The 15415-nt window shown below is 60.4% G+C and carries 17 protein-coding genes and 1 tRNA gene; all 18 read right to left on the bottom strand.

Translation table 11 applies throughout. From position 1 onward, the window contains the following. Nucleotides 1-119 precede the first annotated feature (119 nt). Complete coding sequence (locus V7M64_RS18380; protein WP_333681148.1) at nucleotides 120-515, bottom strand: four-helix bundle copper-binding protein; 396 nt, start codon at nucleotides 513-515, stop codon at nucleotides 120-122. Between the two features lie 35 nt (nucleotides 516-550). Then, nucleotides 551-922, bottom strand: a complete 372-nt coding sequence (locus tag V7M64_RS18385; protein ID WP_333681150.1) for a copper-binding protein — start codon at nucleotides 920-922, stop codon at nucleotides 551-553. A 57-nt stretch (nucleotides 923-979) separates the two neighbouring features. Next, nucleotides 980-1852: a DUF4396 domain-containing protein gene (locus V7M64_RS18390; protein WP_333681151.1), complete on the bottom strand. Its 873-nt coding sequence runs from the start codon at nucleotides 1850-1852 to the stop codon at nucleotides 980-982. Between the two features lie 88 nt (nucleotides 1853-1940). Further along, entirely contained in the window at nucleotides 1941-3002 is a 1062-nt protein-coding gene (locus tag V7M64_RS18395; RefSeq protein ID WP_333681153.1) for a cytochrome c, read from the bottom strand. 13 nt (nucleotides 3003-3015) lie between these two features. Beyond that, nucleotides 3016-3927: a copper resistance protein B gene (locus tag V7M64_RS18400; protein ID WP_333681155.1), complete on the bottom strand. Its 912-nt coding sequence runs from the start codon at nucleotides 3925-3927 to the stop codon at nucleotides 3016-3018. A 404-nt stretch (nucleotides 3928-4331) separates the two neighbouring features. After that, nucleotides 4332-6134, bottom strand: a complete 1803-nt coding sequence (locus V7M64_RS18405) for a copper resistance system multicopper oxidase (protein WP_333681157.1) — start codon at nucleotides 6132-6134, stop codon at nucleotides 4332-4334. Between the two features lie 594 nt (nucleotides 6135-6728). Continuing rightward, the gene (locus tag V7M64_RS18410) at nucleotides 6729-7745 is read right to left on the bottom strand and encodes a relaxase/mobilization nuclease domain-containing protein (protein WP_333681159.1); all 1017 of its coding nucleotides are present in this window, start codon (nucleotides 7743-7745) and stop codon (nucleotides 6729-6731) included. Beyond that, a complete protein-coding gene (locus V7M64_RS18415; protein WP_333681161.1) occupies nucleotides 7738-8274 on the bottom strand; it encodes a hypothetical protein in 537 nt (178 codons plus the stop codon). Before V7M64_RS18415 ends, V7M64_RS18410 begins: the two co-directional genes overlap by 8 nt. Before the next feature lie 130 nt (nucleotides 8275-8404). After that, nucleotides 8405-9370, bottom strand: coding sequence for a ParB/RepB/Spo0J family partition protein (locus V7M64_RS18420; protein ID WP_333681163.1), 966 nt, complete (start codon nucleotides 9368-9370; stop codon nucleotides 8405-8407). Next, nucleotides 9360-10127, bottom strand: coding sequence for a ParA family protein (locus V7M64_RS18425; protein ID WP_333681165.1), 768 nt, complete (start codon nucleotides 10125-10127; stop codon nucleotides 9360-9362). Before V7M64_RS18425 ends, V7M64_RS18420 begins: the two co-directional genes overlap by 11 nt. A 65-nt stretch (nucleotides 10128-10192) precedes the next feature. Next, a complete protein-coding gene (locus tag V7M64_RS18430) occupies nucleotides 10193-10504 on the bottom strand; it encodes a hypothetical protein (protein ID WP_333681167.1) in 312 nt (103 codons plus the stop codon). Nucleotides 10505-10615: 111 nt separating this feature from the next. Continuing rightward, entirely contained in the window at nucleotides 10616-10846 is a 231-nt protein-coding gene (locus V7M64_RS18435) for an AlpA family transcriptional regulator (RefSeq protein WP_333681168.1), read from the bottom strand. 152 nt (nucleotides 10847-10998) lie between these two features. Beyond that, nucleotides 10999-11484: a hypothetical protein gene (locus V7M64_RS18440; protein WP_333681170.1), complete on the bottom strand. Its 486-nt coding sequence runs from the start codon at nucleotides 11482-11484 to the stop codon at nucleotides 10999-11001. An 81-nt stretch (nucleotides 11485-11565) separates the two neighbouring features. Next, nucleotides 11566-12810 (bottom strand): integrase arm-type DNA-binding domain-containing protein, encoded by a 1245-nt coding sequence (locus V7M64_RS18445; protein ID WP_333681172.1) that lies wholly within the window; start codon nucleotides 12808-12810, stop codon nucleotides 11566-11568. Between the two features lie 186 nt (nucleotides 12811-12996). After that, nucleotides 12997-13071: transfer RNA gene (locus V7M64_RS18450), tRNA-Lys, on the bottom strand. Nucleotides 13072-13105: 34 nt separating this feature from the next. Beyond that, the gene (queC, locus tag V7M64_RS18455; protein WP_333681174.1) at nucleotides 13106-13783 is read right to left on the bottom strand and encodes a 7-cyano-7-deazaguanine synthase QueC; all 678 of its coding nucleotides are present in this window, start codon (nucleotides 13781-13783) and stop codon (nucleotides 13106-13108) included. Continuing rightward, on the bottom strand, nucleotides 13780-14487 hold the full coding sequence (queE, locus tag V7M64_RS18460; protein ID WP_333681175.1) for a 7-carboxy-7-deazaguanine synthase QueE: 708 nt from the start codon (nucleotides 14485-14487) through the stop codon (nucleotides 13780-13782). Before queE ends, queC begins: the two co-directional genes overlap by 4 nt. 7 nt (nucleotides 14488-14494) lie before the next feature. Further along, on the bottom strand, nucleotides 14495-15334 hold the full coding sequence (gene ybgF / locus V7M64_RS18465) for a tol-pal system protein YbgF (protein ID WP_333681176.1): 840 nt from the start codon (nucleotides 15332-15334) through the stop codon (nucleotides 14495-14497). Nucleotides 15335-15415 lie beyond the last annotated feature (81 nt).

Here is a 15415-nt window from a genome sequence, read left to right on the forward strand (position 1 = left end):
CCCTTTGCTTTTCTGCCTCAAGACCGGGAACGGCGGTAATCTGCTTGATCCCGGTCTTGACGGTCCTCCGTTCAATCATTCGGCCGGAAGCGCCCAGCGAATCGCGGAGCGCATGTTCGCTACATCGCTGCGCAAGCCTCGGCGCAGCCGCGGCAGGCTTCCGCACAGCGTTTCACCTCGGCATCGTCGCCCATGCGTTCGCACGAAGCCGCGCATTGCCGGCACACCTCGGCGCAGGCGTTGCAAACGACCGTATGCACCTCGGCGCCTCGCAACATTGTTCGTGCGCAGGTATCACAGATGTCGGCGCAAGCCGACATCAACGTGATGTGCTGCGGGTCGGCATGTTCGCCGCCCTCGCCGAGGCAGTAGTTGATGGTTTCGAGGCACGTGGCTTCGCACTGCTGGCAAGCGAGGATGCAGTCGTTCATAGCCTGCGAGCGGTGTTCCGCGGAATGGTGAGTCATGGCGTATTCCTTCTTCCTTGAAGCAGGCGAAGCGCGGCGCGCCTGCATCGCCGTCCCTGATCGCAACGTCCCTGGCTGCACGCTCACTGCGTGTCAGGCTTGATCCAGGTCACCGTGCCGTTCATGCCTTCGGTGTGCAGTCCAAAGCGGATATGCTCGCCGGCTTTTACATCTTGCAGCAGTTCCGGCTTGGCGGCTTTGAAGGTCATGGTCATTGCCGGCCAGTGGATCGACTCGATCGCTTGATGCTTGATCGTGATGGTGCCCTGATCCGCATCGACGGCCTGCACGACACCCACACCTTCGGCATTGCCGGATTGCATCATGCCTTTCATACCGGGCATGTTCTGTATCGGCATGTCCTGCATTGGCTTGCTCGGGGTTTCCTGCTGAGCGAGCAGTGCTGGCGCGCAAAGAAGCGCGGCGATGCTCAATGACATTGCGATGTACCTCATGATCGGTTCTCCTCGTTACGCGGTAGTTGCGTTTGAAATTCAGCGTCGATGTCCAGTTCACATAAGCGCCATCGGCGCACCGCCCCAGATCGCCGCAATAGCCGCGCCTGCGGCCAATGCGAGAAAAGACAACAGGGTCATCCACGCAAGCTGCGCGGGTGCGACTTTCCCCATATCCGACATTCCAGGCTGGTCTGCTGACGCGGCGTGTCGATGCGCGGAACTCGACGGGATCGGACTTTCCTGCCCGCCGCGATGCTCCTGCGCGAGCGCAGATTGCGGCACACGCACGGTCATCATGCCGTGCTTCATGTGCTTGGCAACCAGCCACCAGTTGATCGGATAGGCGGTGAGAAACCCCACCAGCAGCGACATCGACATCAAGAACCAGAAGGCGGGGTCGGCCGGATGGTGAGCATCGGGTACGTGTTTCATCGTCAGGATCATGGTCGGAATCATGCCGGCCATCAGCAGATTCATGGAGAGCAATTCCGGAAAAAATGTCTTCGCCAAGGAACGTTTGTACGACCCGCCCATCATGTCGCGCATAAACAACGCCTGGAAAATGGTCCAGCCGAACCCGAAGCCCAGCAGGTATTCCAGAACCACATGTACGACATCGGAAAAATGCATCAGGCTGGCAAACACCGCGCCCGCCAAGATGCCGACGCCGTCGCCTGCACAGCAGTGCATCGTCGAACCCAGTACCTGTCGCCAGCGCACGGCCACGTATTGCTCGTGCAATCCCGACAACGGCTCGCGGCAGCCGAGCACGTAGAGAAACGCGCCGAGCGGGCCGGTATAGGCCGTCAGCAAGACGAAGCCCCACTTCAGCACTGGAGACTCGGGCGTGGAACGTATGTCCACGGCGACGAACAGCACCGATAGCGCGGTGAGCAGGAACCAGAGCAGCATTACGCCATCCAGCATGGGCTTGCTCCCGCATGCATTCGTTCCACGAGAGGGGCTGCACGGAGTCCCGCGTGCAGCGCCTTCAACACCAGCGCGCATCGCATGACTATTTCGCCTCCGACTTCGTTTGCCAGTCGATCGCGATGATCTTCCATGCACCGTTGATGCGCTTCAGTTGCATCGCTTCGTGACTACCTACCGTGACGGGCTTGCCTTTGGCCGTGGCCAGGATTTCGTTCTCCGTGACCACTTGTGCGCGATCGCCTGATTCGGCGGATACGCGTGACAGCCGTTTGACTTGCGCGTTCTTGAGAAAGGCAATGTCCTTTCCCAAATGATGCGAGGCGTACTCGGCGCGGCTCTGGCTCGATCCGTCTTCGCTGATGCGTGCGTCATCGGCCAACAACGCCAAGGCTGCCTCGCGACCGCCGTTTGCGAGCGCATCCTGGAAAGCTTGTGCCGCGACTTCGGCTTGCGGCGAGCCGCCAGGCTTCAGTTCGGCGTTGGATGCCGCATTCCCCATGTTCATGCCGGTCATCGATGCAGACATGGACATGTCCGGCGCGCTGGCGCTGTCGTGTTGGTTTTGACGCGCATCGGTGTCGCCATGATGGTGGCTGTGACTATCGCCTTCATCCATGTCCATGTCTTCGTCCGGCGGCGCCTTGGCAACAATGTCCTTGTATTGCTGCGGCGTCATGCCCGGCAGCTTTTCGATAAACGCGACCATGCTCCAAATGGTTTGGTCGTCGTGGCTGCCGCCCCAAGCCGGCATCGCGCTCATCTTGATGCCGTGCTTGATGACCCAGAAGGCGTCCTGCGGATCTACGTGCATCTTCGACAGGTTCGGAGGCTGCGGATACATGCCCTCGCGCAGTTCCGAGTTCTCTACGCCCGGCTGCAAGTGACAGCTCGTGCACATCGCGGCGTACTGGCCCGCACCTTTCAGGATCAGTTGCGGATCGTCAAGATTCGGCACCTTGATGTTTTCGGAACGCACATGGATGGAACGGTCGCGCACCGTCTGCATGGCGCTGTAAGTGAGCGACCAGTGATGATCGTCGGCGCCGATGTTGTACAGACCGGAATAGCCAAACAGCGCCAGCACTATGGCGATCAGCACCAGGACGGCAACAACGACGATGACGTGTTCGGTATGTCTTTTCATGCGATTTGCCTTCTTAAAACCAGACATGGAGACCGGCGATGAATTGCAATTCGCCGGCATGTTGACCTTGTGCGCGCGCGAAGTCGGCCGTGCGCCCATAGCGCTGCCGCCAAACCACGCCGACGTAGGGAGCGAATTCGCGCTTGAACTCGTAGCGCAGGCGCAACCCGAGCTCGACATCCGAAAGACCCGAGCCGATGCCGCGTTGCGGATCGTCCTTGCCGTACAGATTCACCTCGAACTTCGGTTGCAGCACGAGGCGCTGTGTCAGCAATTCCTCATACTCGAATTGCACGCGGGCCGCGGTGCGACCGTCTTGGCTGAGGTAGAACGTGCCTTCGGTGTCGAACCAGTAGGGCGCCAAGCCCTGCACGCCGAAAGCAGCCCAAGTGCGGTTCGGTCCCTCGCCGAAGTCCTCGCGCAAGCCCAGTTGCGTGCCCCAGTAGGTGCTGATGGCGTGATTCCACAGCGCTTCCGTGCGCAGGTCTTCGAGTCGGCCATGCGTGTATTCGCCCTCAGCCTTCAGCCACAGCTTGTCGAAGTCCTCGCCGTACCAGAATTCGCCATCGAGGAACACGGCGTTGTTGCCGTGGTTGTCATGCGCATATTCGAACTGGTCGAGCAGCAACATGCCTTCCTTGGCGTGATCGGACATCTCCATGCCGGACATGTCGGTGTAGCGGTAACCGTCCGAATAGTCCGGACTGCGCGCGTCCGGTGGCGCCTTGCCGCCCTGCATGGACGACATGTCCATGCCCTGCATGGAATTCATGTCCATGCCATGCGAACTCTCAGCGAGTCCATCGGGCATGGGCCGAGTGCCGATCATGTTGCCGTTGTCCAAGCGCTGCATTTCCTTTGGTTGCGAAGGTTGCATCGGCATCTGCTGCGTGCCCGGCATGCGCTGCATGGAAGACATGTCCATGCCCTGCATTTCCGTTCCCGGCTGCGCTGAAGATGGGGCAGGTACCGGCGCCGCTTGGGAGGGGGCGGTCTGCCGAGGCATTTGCATGCCCGGCATGGAAGACATATCCATGTCGTGCATTGCATGTGCGGAGCTTGCCGGAGCCGGCGCGGCGGTGTGGTTGTGCTGTTGTTTCTTCGGTTTGGCCGGGTGCGCAGGCATCTGCATGCTAGGCATAGAGGCCATATCCATCCCATGCATGGTTTGCGAGGACGAGGCAGATGCCGGCGCCGATGAAGACTTTGCCGGTTGCGACATCTGCATGCCTTGCATGTCATCCTGCGCCATCGCCGGGGCTGCCAGCATCAGACCAAACGCAACTGCCGTAACGCGGGAGCGCTTCGCGGAAAAAGAAATATTCTCGTTCATGCCGTCACCACTTCGCGGAACATGCCCGCTTCCATGTGGTAGAGCAGATGGCAGTGGTAGGCCCAGCGACCCGGGTTGTCGGCGGTTAGCGCATAGGTCACGCGCTGAGCGGGTTGCACGTTGATGGTGTGCTTGCGCGCGATCACCTCACCGTGCTCGTTTTCCAGTTCACTGAAGATGCCGTGCAGGTGGATCGGATGATTCATCATGGTGTCGTTGACCAGCACGATCCGCAGCCGCTCGTTGAATTTGAAATGGATGGGTTGAGCGTCGGAGAACTTCACGCCGTCGAACGACCAGACGAAGCGTTCCATGTTTCCCGTGAGATGCAATTCGATCTCGCGATCGGGTTTGCGTAGATCGGTTGGGCCTTCAACGACGTGCAAATCGGCATAGGCCAGCACCCGGCGGCCGTTGCCGCGCAGGCCGACACCCGGATCGTCGAGATCGGTACGCGGCATATCCACGTGCATGTCCACGCCGGGGTTGCCGTACTCGGTACGGGCGTGGTGGGCCTTGACCATGCCGCCCATGTCCATCCCGGACATTTGTTCGTGCTGCATTCCCGGCATCGATGGCATGCCCATGCCAGACATCGCGCCTTGATCCATGCCCGGCATGTTGGACATTCCGGACATGCCGTGGCTTTGGGCCATCGCTCCCATCATGTCGACCATCGTCAGCGTAGGCACCGCGTCCATCGTCGGCACCTCGGCTTCCGTGCTTGGCCGAGGGCTGAGCGTGCCGCGCGCATATCCGCTGCGGTCGATGGATTGCGCGAAGATGGTGTAGGCGCGGTCTTCCTGCGGCTGCACGATCACGTCGTAAGTTTCCGCGACCGCGATGCGGAACTCGTCCACCTGCACCGGGTACACGTCCTGACCGTCGGCCGAGATCACGCTCATCTTCAAGCCGGGGATACGCACGTCGAAGTAGCTGTTCGCCGAGCCGTTGATGAAACGCAGCCGCACGCGTTCGCCCGGCTTAAACAGGCCCGTCCAGTTGCCAGCCGGCGGCACACCGTTCATCAGATAGGTGTAGGTGAAGCCGCTTACGTCGATCACGTCACGCGGGCTCATGCGCATGCGGTTCCACATCTGCCGCGCCTGCAAGGCGCCGCGCAAGCCCAGCATCGAGGTGTCGCGCAGAAAATCAGGCAACGTGAGCTGGTTGAAGTTGAAGTAGTCGCTTTGTTTTTTCAGGATCGCGAAGATGCGTGCCGGATCGAGATCGGTCCAGTCGTTGAGCATCACTACGTAATCGCGATCAGACGGATTGCGTTCGCCGTTCGCCGGCTCGATCACCAGTGGCCCGTACGGGCCGTTCTGTTCCTGAAAGTGCGAATGCGAGTGATACCAGTAGGTGCCGCTCTGCTTCACCGGAAAGCGGTAGACGAAGGTCTCACCCGGCGCGATGCCGGGAAAACTGATGCCCGGCACGCCGTCCATATTCGCGGGCACGATGATGCCGTGCCAGTGGATCGAGCTTTGCACCGGCAATCGGTTCGTCACGCGCAGCGTGACGGTGGTACCCTCGCGCCAGCGCAGGATCGGCGCGGGCAATTGACCATTAATGGTGTGCGCAGTGGTCGGATGTCCGGTGAAGTTGGCCGGCGTCGGTGCGATGTCCAGATCGAACTCGGTGCCGGAGAGAACGCCCGGCGGGCGCGTCTGCGCCGACGATGATCGTGACCAAACGCCCAATGCGGCGGCAGCGCCACCGAGCGCTAGGCCCTGCACGAAACGGCGGCGCGAAAACATCGGCGACGAGTCCGTGCCGAGCGGATAACGACCCTTCATGTGAAACTCCCGAATAGCGCATTACGCGCTGGATAAGATCAAGACGCGCGCTGACCGCGAGGCGAGTCGCATACACGCGCGTGGACGAGCGGCGCGAGGCGCCGCGATCGGGAGTCAGGCGATGGGTGGTCGCAAGGGTGGCGCGGATTGCGCCAGCGCCGGTTCGGAGTGGATCAATGAAAGTGCGGGGTCATGTGCCGGCTGCACCGGTACGCCAAGGTATGGTACAGCGGCAATGGCGCTGCACAAGGAAGCACAGTAACAACCGCCGTTCTGACAGCAACCGTGTTCGCTGCCAGCCGGATGCGCCGGCACTGGATGGTGCGATGTGCGCGACGACATGTGCATCATGCCCATGCCATCGCAATGCGATTTACTCGCGGTTGTTGGTGCGTGCGCAGCGGGCACACCGATCATTGCGATCGGATGCGCGAACGCGTTAAACGCCAGCGCACTCCACGCCAAAAGCGCCAGTGCCAGCAGGCTCCGAAAGAGACCTGAACGCGGGTCGAGCGAATGCCTCATGCCACCAGCATAGACTGGTGTCGGCCAATCCTCAACTTCAGTCCCGAAGATGACCGTGGCCCGCTGCGATTACTTAATTACCCGATCGCGATTGCGCTCCTCCATCAACTTCTTGGCCTTCGCAATGAAATGTTCGCGTTCGGTCAGCGCCGAGGGCATCGCGCTCACAAACTGCTTTATCTCCTGAGCCAAGGCAACCTGCCCGGCCTCCTCGAACGCGGCGGTGAGCATATTCCAAGCGCGGAGAGTTTTTCGTTGCCGCTCCTTCGCGGTCTTCGCAAACGACGACGCTTCGTCTTTACCCGATGTCAAAGTCTTGACCGCTTGCTGCAACTTCCACTGAGTTACTCGCGACGCGCGCCTCGCGTCCATATGTCGAATTTCCTGGCGCTGCCCTTTTTGGACCACGCCACGCATGCGACGCGGGGTGGCTTCCGCGGCTATCCCGCGGGCACGCAGTTCAAGAGCAAAAGCATCGCGCCACGCTTGCAAATCGTTTTTGCGCGGATCTAACCGTTGTCCGTTGCGGCCTCTAGTCAGCACGCTTAAATGGGCGTGAGGGTTCTCAGGTTGTTTCGGGTCGGTGCCCTGGCTGTGGTGCGCGAGCAAATAGTCGTGTTCGCCGCCGAAGTTTTTCCGGGCGAAGGCCCTTGCCGCTTCTGCGACGGCTCTGGGGTCTGTTCCTGACGGCATCGACAGAATCAGATTGATGGTGTCTCGCGCCCTGCCCGGACGGTCGACGCTTGCTTCACTCCACCATTCTTCAGCCAAACTGCGTACGTTCGCGGCGCCTGCAATCAAGGTGCCGTCTTCGCGCTCAGTGACGAGCTTGCCGTTGCGGGTGATATAGGCCAAGTGTTCTCTCAAACTGCGCCGCCCCCGCGCGCTCCCCGTGATTTTCACCATTACCTCTGGCCGACGACCGGCGACTCGTCCGATCCGACCCAGCGCTGCGTTCATCTGCTGCGCGCGTGACAACCCGGATTTTTGTGCACTGGACGATCGTCGCTGCTTCTTCGCCCGCACTGGTGTCTGAAAGACCAGACCCGCCGGGCCAAGCAGCAATTTATCTTTCGATTCAGCCATCCGAGCGGTGCGCGCGATAGGTGGCCCGGGTGATGGTGGCGATCATTTCACGGCGTAGCTGCTCGATCGCCTTGGCCAAGGCATCGAGTTTCAAATTGCTGACGTCGAATTCTCCACTGCGTAGCAACCGGTGCGTGATCGTGTTGAGATTGCGACCCACGGCCGATAATTCGCGAATTGCGGCGCGCTGGACCTCCAGTTCCTCTCGGGCGAACGGTATCGCGCCTTCGAGACGGTACCGCAGCAGGCGCACAATCCATGCTTGCGCGGAATAACCCTCGGGTTCCGCCAAGGCTCGGATGGCTTGGATTTCGGCTGGCCGCAAGCGCAGCGAGAGCTTTCCGCTCTTGCCACCCTGTCCACCTCGGATTCCCGCCTCGGACGCGGCGAGCTCACTGCCACGGTTGCCGGTAATCACCGCGACCGCCATCCGCCGCAGAAGCATTGACTCGCTCAGACCTTCTGTTTGTGCAACAAGCCGAAATCGATCCTTGACCGTCCGGCTGCAATGCGCTTTCAGGTTTGGCACGACGGCTTCTCGACACAATTAGAGTCGACGGGAATGGGCCAAACGTGGGCGCCATCCCTATCCTGCACTAGCCCATTCCTCCTCGAGAAAATGTCAGCATGCTGACATTCCGTTGCTCTTGGCGGCATCTTCAAATCCACTCGATGGATTGCAGTTTTAACGCGGCAAGCGGCGCGAAAAGGGAGCCGCGCTCTTCACTTTCAAGCCGCACTGAAGCCACACCGTCTATAAGCTGCTGGCAGTGATAATCAACAATCCAGTTTGTGCCGTCATAAAAAACGAAAATTCGGACCGGTGGATGCAGAGTCATCTGCTTCGATAGAGATGAGCGCTCAGCCAGTGGATTGTCATCGCGACTTCCACGCGTCGCTTTGATCGCTTGCTGGGGTTCGGAAGCATCGCTCTTGCCCGTAGACGTAAGCGACCGCATTGAGCTGTCCAGTGAGCAAGACAATTGTGCCTCGCCCCTTGCACGCTCGACCATTGAACGGCTGATCGACATTGAGGAGTTGAGAAGCGCTGTCGCAGCGGCTGGCCTCGCATCATGCAAACGATGCAAGTGGGCCAATGTAGTGATGTCGGTAATGCGGCCCTCTCGCAGTGCGGATACGATCGGCTCAGGCATGTTGTCCACTGCTGCGTACGCGGTGACCCAGGTTCGGCTCTTGCCGAGCGACCGGGCCAGTTCTGCGTGGGTCGTACCTGACGCCAGTTCAGCCGACACCACGCGGTAGATTTCCCAGTGCGTCAATTCCTGGCGCTGGATGTTTTCGACCAACTGCGCGCGGGCGCTTAGATCATCGCGCACTATCACGTCGATCATCTCCAGCCTTAGCTGACGAGCCGCGCGCCAACGCCGCTCGCCGGCGATCAGCAAATAGCCGTCGTCGCGACCGCGTACTACCGGTGGCTGGATGATGCCGTTTGCGCGGATGCTCTCCGCAAGTTCATCCAAGGATTCTTGATCGAAGGTCTTGCGTGGCTGATTCGGGTCCGGGTGAATGACATCCACTCTGACCCGGCGAAGCCCCTTGCCTTCGTCCTGCGCCCGAAGCAACGCGCCTACGTCGCTCAAGGAAGAAAGGTCAAGCGCCATGCGGCAGCCCTCCCATCCTTTCAATGAGGTGCGCAATGACCCCTTTCATTTCGCGGCCGGCTTCGCGAGCCGAAGTTTTTCGCATCGCCCAAACGGGCTTCTTTTCGCTCGCCGCCTCGCCAATGCTGGTTCTCAGCAGGATCGCTCTATGGACCACTAGCTCAGGGTATCTCTGCAGGAGCGAAACCAGATTTGCTTTCTGCGCGGGGCTGTGGGAATTCACCCGGCTGGGAAGCATGCCGATGACCTGCAACGCCGGGTTCAACTTCTGCCGGATGCCATAGATCGTCTTCAGCATGGCGGTAATGCCAGCGATGCTGTAGCTCTGCAACTCGATTGGAGAGATGACGTGAGATGCCGCCGCGACCGCGGCGAGCATGCGCACCCCGAGTGCTGGCGCCGTATCGATCAGGCACAAGTCGAACTGCGCAGCCTCCGAAAAACTGCGGAGGTGATTGACGAACGTTGAAATGACTTCGGGTTTGGCGCGATCGACTTCGAGCAAGCCCGGATCGGCACCTACTGCCACGATGCCAGCTTCTCCTGGCGACGGTAGTTCAAGCGGCTTGGGTTCGAACAGCGCTGAAGCAGGCACTGCGCTCGCGAACTCGACAAGACTGGCTGTCGTGTTCCGTTGTGGATCCAGGTCGATCACCAGCACGCGGTTTCCCGCTTCCGCTGCATAGTGAGCTATGTGCACGAGCAGCGTGGTCTTGCCGACGCCACCCTTTTGGTTGGCAATCACGAGCGTCTTCATGGTGTGTTCCAGCCGAGGGAATGCAGTGTGGAGACAGGCCGCTGTGGATCAGCGGCATCGGCTGTTTATCTGGACGATGATCTCATCTTTTTGGGCGGTTCAACGACGATCAGAGAGCCCTGCAAGGGCCATTCGCCGGTCAGCTCAGCGATCTTCTCGAATGCCGCGTTTTCGGCTGCATACCAGGCGCTGACCGCCAGCACCTGCGGCATGATCTCCGCGATTTCAGCTTCGTCGTCGAGATCGTTGAGTTCTACCGTCGCTGCAAAAGCATCCTCGATGGTGACCCTGCGTTTCTCAAGTTCGGCCTCTGCGGCTCGGGTTGCGGCGGCGATCTGTTCGTCGGTTCCGGGCACGTACCAAAGCGAAAGCTTCACGAGAACTCCTTCTGCCAACGTGCGCCCACGTACGAACGGCGCGCGCAAGAGGCAATTGTGTCAGATGGGCGGCGCTGGCAGGCAATCGGCCGCGCGCGTCGATGGCAGCGATCAGGCGCGTTTCTTCGCATCGCGCTCGGCGATGCGCTCGGCAATCCAGGTTTGGATTTCGACTGAGCTCCAGGCACTCGCCCTTTGCCCAATCTTTACAGGCTTCGGAAACTCGTCCCGGTCCATGCGCCGATAGAGTTCGGAGCGGCTCAGTCCTGTATGCGCCTTTACTTGCGGAAGGCGCAACAAAGTAATTTCAGGAGCGATAGTTGCATCTGTATCAATCGGCATCGCAGTGGTCCTTTCGCGCCCGCGCCGGATTGCGTGAGCGGCCTTGAACGAGGCGATGCCTACTATCTACATCTGTGCGCGGACTTCATCATGCGAACTCGAACGATGGCTACGCAGCCGGCACGATATGTACGCAACCCGTTTAATGCATATCACTGCGCCGCGGCTTCCCGCGACCACGCGGTGACCCAGCGTTGCACCGTCACGGGATTTTCAATGACGGGATGCTTGGCGATCACTGCGCGAGCGAAAGCGGCGGCGGACTTGTACACCGTCTTGCCGGCGCGCCACTCCAGCCACAGTTTGAAGGTTTCCCGCATGGCCGCCTGCTTGGGATCATTGGCGAGCTTGGCCGAGACGGCGGCCTTGGCCTTTTCCAACGTTAGTGCGCGATGCGCGACATGGATCAACGCCGCGACAGCCTCCGGGCTGAGCGGGTGCTCCCGGCAGTACGCCACCGCTTCGTCCATGTCGGCATAGCGCAGATTTTCGAAAACGCGTTCGGCTTCCTTCTTCGCGGCAAGGAAGCGCGCCACCAACGGTTTGAAAGACTCCGCAGTCTTCAAGATTCCTGGGTAACGCTCGGGATTTTCGCGCAGTTCACGCAGAGTAATTCGCTTCTTGGCAGTCGTCACCATTGAATACCTTCTTTCTTTTACTTATTGAGTCGAGATCGGCTGCAACGCGGACTTACGATTTCTCTCTATCACCTGCCCTTTTTACGCGCATCGCTTCAAAGGAAGAGGAAGCGCACGCAAGGTGTCAAGGTGATCTGCCCATGCCTGCATCATTTTCCGACGCTCCTCCATGTACGCGGCCTTGTTGTAAACAGCTCGCACGCCCTGCCCCTTGTGCGCCAACTGTCGCTCGATCGCGTCCGGATTCCAGCCCAGCTCGTTCAGAAGCGTTGATGCCATGTGCCGGAACCCGTGTCCGGTCATGGTTTCCCCGTCGTAGCCAAGGCGGCACAGCGCGGCGTTGATGGTCGCATTCGACATCGGGCGTTTGGGATCGCGCACCCCCGGGAACAGATATTTTCCGTGGCCAGTGAGTGCATGCAGCTCGCGAAGAATTTTGACCGCCTGCCTAGCCAATGGCACCACATGCGAAGGTGTTTGTGGATCCTCCTTCAGCTTTTTCTTGAGTTTGCGCCGCATGGCTGGAATCCGCCATTCCGACGAAGCAAAATCCACTTCCGCCCATTCGGCGCCGCGCAGTTCCCCGGGGCGTACAAAGAACAACGGGGCCAAACGCAATGCGCAAGCAGTGGGAAACTGTCCCTTAAAACCATCGATGGCACGCAGCAATGCAGCCACGTCATCTGGATCAGTGAGCGTCGCATAACTCCGTTTGCTGTGCTCAGGCAAGGTGCCTGCCAGATTGCCCGCCGGGTCCCGACTGACACGGTCATCGCGCCCTGCATACCGGAAGACGGCACTAATTTGTTGGCGCAAACGATGCGCCATGTCCAGCGTCCCCCGCCTCACCAGGCGATCGAGCAGTGGACGGATTTCTGCGGTACCGAGATCCGCGATGGGTGTTTTGCCGATCCAGGGAAAGGCGTGGATCTCCAACCGCCGCCGTTCCTTCTCAAATTGGCTCGCAACCCACCCGCTCTTCTTCATGGCCAGCCATTCGCGGGCAACAGCCTCGAACGAGTTGGCAGCAGAAACTTTCAATCTGGCGCTTTCGGCCCTCTTCAACAGGCCTGGATCGTTGCCTGCGCGTATTGCCATGCGGGCCTTGTCTCGCGCATCCCGCGCGTTCGACAGCGACACCTCTGGATATGCACCTAATCCGATCCGTCTCTCTTTTCCAGCGTGCCGGTACTTCAAACGCCACCACTTCGAACCGGTTGGAGAAACTGTCAGGTACAAACCGCCCGAGTCGTACAGGTTGTAAGGCTTATCTCCAGGCGCAGCCTGACGCACGCGCGCATCCGTTAACCTCGCTACTTTCTTCAAGATTCCTGTCCTTGGGGATACCGATTGAGAAAACCGATGCAAATCAGCTCCGGTATCCCCAACGGTATCCCAACTTTCGGCAGGCTGCAACGGGATGAGAGAGGACATCACGCACAAAAAAACCCGCTAGGAATGCGGGTTTCATCGAGTCTCGGGGATGACGTGGGACGCGGCTGGATCGCTATATGGTGGGCCGTGATGGGATCGAACCATCGACCAACGGATTAAAAGTCCGCTGCTCTACCGCTGAGCTAACGGCCCCCGCAAACCGCACATTGTAACTGGGAGCGACCGATCAACGATAGCGTGTCGGATCGGCAATACCCACTTCGGCAAAGCCATGCGCGCGCAAGGCGCAGGCGTCGCACTCCCCGCAGGCGCGGCCCTCGCTGTCTGCGCGATAGCATGAAACGGTTGCGGAAAAATCCACGCCCAGCGCCAGGCCTTCGCGCACGATGTCGGCCTTCGACATCCGCATCAACGGCGCGTGCACGCGCAAGGTGTGTCCCTGCACACCAGCCTTCGTCGCGACATTCGCCAGTTGCTCGAAGGCCGCGATGAATGCCGGCCGGCAATCCGGATAACCGGAGTAGTCCACCGCGTTGACGCCGCACCAGATATCGTCCGCGCCCAGCACTTCGGCCCAACCCAGTGCGATCGACAACATGATGGTATTGCGCGCGGGCACGTAGGTGATCGGAATCTCGTCCACCGGATGCACGCGATCGTGCTGCGGCACTTCGATGTCGGCGGTCAATGCGGAGCCGCCGATGCCGCGCAGATCGACATCCACGATCTTGTGCTCGACCGCACCCAGCATCGCTGCAATGCGCGCGGCGGCCTGCAATTCGGAGATGTGGCGCTGGCCATAGGCAACGCTCAATGCGTGGCACAAAAAGCCCTCCGCCCGCGCCAGCGCCAGCGTGACGGCGGAATCCATACCGCCGGAGAGCAGCACGACCGCGTGTTTCATCGGCCCGGTATCTCGCCCCATAAAACTTTGTGCAATTGGATTTGCAATCGCACCGGCAAACGATCATGCAAAATCCACTCGGCCAGCGTGCGTGGATCGAGCACGCCATACACCGGCGAGAACAGCACCATGCAGCGCGAAGACAAATCGCGTTCGCGCAGGATCCCGACCGCCCAATCGTAGTCGGCGCGATCTGCCAGTACGAATTTCAGTTGATCGCGCGAGGTGAGATGCGGCAGGTTCGACCAGTGATTGCGCGCTGATTCGCCCGAGGCCGGCGCCTTGATATCGACGACGCGCCGCACACGCGGATCGACGCTGCTGATATCCAGCGCACCGGAAGTCTCCAGCGAAACCTCGAAACCCTCGTCGCACAGGCGCCTCAGCAAGTCCAGGCAGCGTTTCTGCGCCAGCGGTTCGCCGCCGGTGACGCAGACATGCCGTACGCGGTAACCGTGCACTTCTTGCAGAATCGAAGCGATATCGCGCCACTCGCCGCCCTCGAAGGCATAAGCGGTATCGCACCAGGTGCAGCGCAACGGGCAACCCGTGAGGCGAACGAACACCGTGGGCCAGCCGACCGAATCGGCTTCTCCCTGGAGCGAATGGAAGATCTCGCTGACGCGAAGGCGTGCCGCTGTGCGATCGAGCGCAGCAACAGTTTCGGCCGACGCGAGTCCCGGCGCGGGTACGATCGTGGCCATGCGGAATTTACTGTGACGCTTGCTGCAGCTTGATCGATTTCAACCGGCTCTGCGCCAGCCGCGCCACGGTCGTGCCGGGGTATTTCTTGATCACGGATTTGAGCGTGGCTTGCGCGGCGGCGTAGTTCTTCATCTCGGCCTGGCAATAACCGACCTTCAGCAGCGCGTCCGGCGCCTTCTCGCTGCCGGGATAGGTCTTCAGCAGGTTCTGGAAGGTGTCCAGCGCGACCTGATAGTTCTGCGTGACGTAATACGACTCGCCCAGCCAGTAGTAAGCGTTGGGTGCGAGCGCGCTCTGCGGATATTTCTGGGTGAAGGCCCGGAAACCACGCGACGCCTCCACGTAGTTGCCGCCCTGCAACGACTTGAATGCGCTGTTGTAGGCGGATTGTTCGTCCGGGTTCGGCGGACCGGATTGCGCTGCAGACGCCGCGGGAGCAGGTGCGGGCGTGGATGTCGCAACGCCGGGTGACGCCGCGCTGCCGGCCGATGACGCCGCGCTGCCGGCCGGTGACGGCGCGCCGCCGTTTCGGCCTTCCAGCTTGCCGATGCGCGAATCCAGATCGAGGTACTGATCCTTGTTCTGCTGCTGCAACTGCTGGACCTGGTGCTGCAGGTCCTCGATCTGGCCTTGCATCTGCTGCAATTGCGCTTGCAGATCCTGCACCTGGTTGACTACACCGACGCCGCTATTCTGCGATTGCTGCTGCGCCTGCTGCTGCTCCAGACGCTCGACGCGCTGGGAAAGGCTCAGCGTCTGCGCATTCACGGAAACGGCGACGATCGCCGATGCGATCGCCGCCGTGATGCCGAGCGCTTTGCGCAAGCGCGAACTGCCGAACATCATCTACTGAACTGCCGGATCACTTGGCCGTGTAGACGATCTCGACGCGGCGGTTCTTGGACCAGCAGTCCTCGTTGTGCTCGC

The sequence above is a fragment of the Dyella sp. genome (genome assembly GCF_036746095.1).
GTDB lineage: Bacteria > Pseudomonadota > Gammaproteobacteria > Xanthomonadales > Rhodanobacteraceae > Dyella_B.